Here is a 1,037-nt window from a genome sequence, read left to right as displayed (position 1 = left end):
GGCGTTCTGCCAGAGCCGGATGATCGCCGGGTAGCGCTCGCCCCACTTGCCGGCGAGCTCGTCGAGCGCCGTCTTGGCCGCGGCTTCGGTCGGCGCGCTGTACACCGGCCGGAGATCACGTGCGAGCTCGGCCCAGTCAGCCTTGCTCGCGTAGCGGAAGCTGTTGCGGATCAGGTGCAGCACGCAGGTCTGCACGATCGCTTGCGGCCAGACGTCGGCGATCGCCTCCGGCAAGCCGCGCAACCCGTCGCAGACGACGATGCAGACGTCGACCGTGCCCCGGTTCAGGATCTCGGAGAGGACCTGATGCCAGTACTTCGGCCCCTCGCCGCCGTCGCCGACCCAGAGCCCGAGGATGTCGCGCTCGCCGCTCACCGTCACGCCGACGACGGTGTAGACGGGCCGGTTGACGACCTTGCCGTCGCGGATCTTGACGTGGATCGCGTCGATGAAGACGACCGGGTAGACCGAGTCGAGCGGCCGCGACTGCCAGGCCGTCAGCTCCTCGACGACCGCCTCGGTGATCCTCGAGATCGTGTCCTTCGACACCTCGGCGCCGTACACGTCGGCCAGGTGGGCGGCGATCTCGCCGGTCGTCAGCCCCTTCGCGGCCAGCGAGATCACCAGCTCGTCGACGCCGCTCATCCGCCGCTGCCGCTTGCGCACGATCTTCGGTTCGAACGACCCGTCCCGGTCCCGGGGCACCTCGAGCTCGACCTCGCCGACCTCGGTCAGCACCGTCTTCGCGCGCGTGCCGTTGCGCGAGTTGCCCGTGTTGCGCCCCTCGACCGCGTGCTTCGGATAGCCAAGGTGCTCGTCCAGCTCCGCCTCGAGCGCCGTCTCCAACACCGTCTTCGTCAACCCCGTCAGCAGCCCCGCGGGCCCGACCAGCTCGACGCCTTCCGAGCGCGCCCGCTCCACCAGCTCCTGCGCGAGCGACTCGTCGACCGACCGCTCAGCGCTCCCCGCCACCGCCGACGACGCGACCGGTGTAGTCAGATCAGACATCACAGCTCCCTTCCGCCGGCGCTATGGCC

At 69.9% G+C, this 1,037-nt stretch carries 1 protein-coding gene; it reads right to left on the bottom strand.

The window, feature by feature from the left end; all coding sequences use genetic code 11:
• A partial coding sequence (locus Gocc_RS15555) for an IS256 family transposase (RefSeq protein ID WP_220150673.1) occupies nt 1–1,008 on the bottom strand: 1,008 nt, incomplete at its 3' end.
• Nucleotides 1,009–1,037 lie beyond the last annotated feature (29 nt).

The organism is Gaiella occulta, assembly GCF_003351045.1.
Classification (GTDB): domain Bacteria; phylum Actinomycetota; class Thermoleophilia; order Gaiellales; family Gaiellaceae; genus Gaiella; species Gaiella occulta.
The sequence above is the reverse complement of the archived record's forward strand: the minus strand, read 5'-3'. Positions and strand labels throughout refer to the sequence as shown.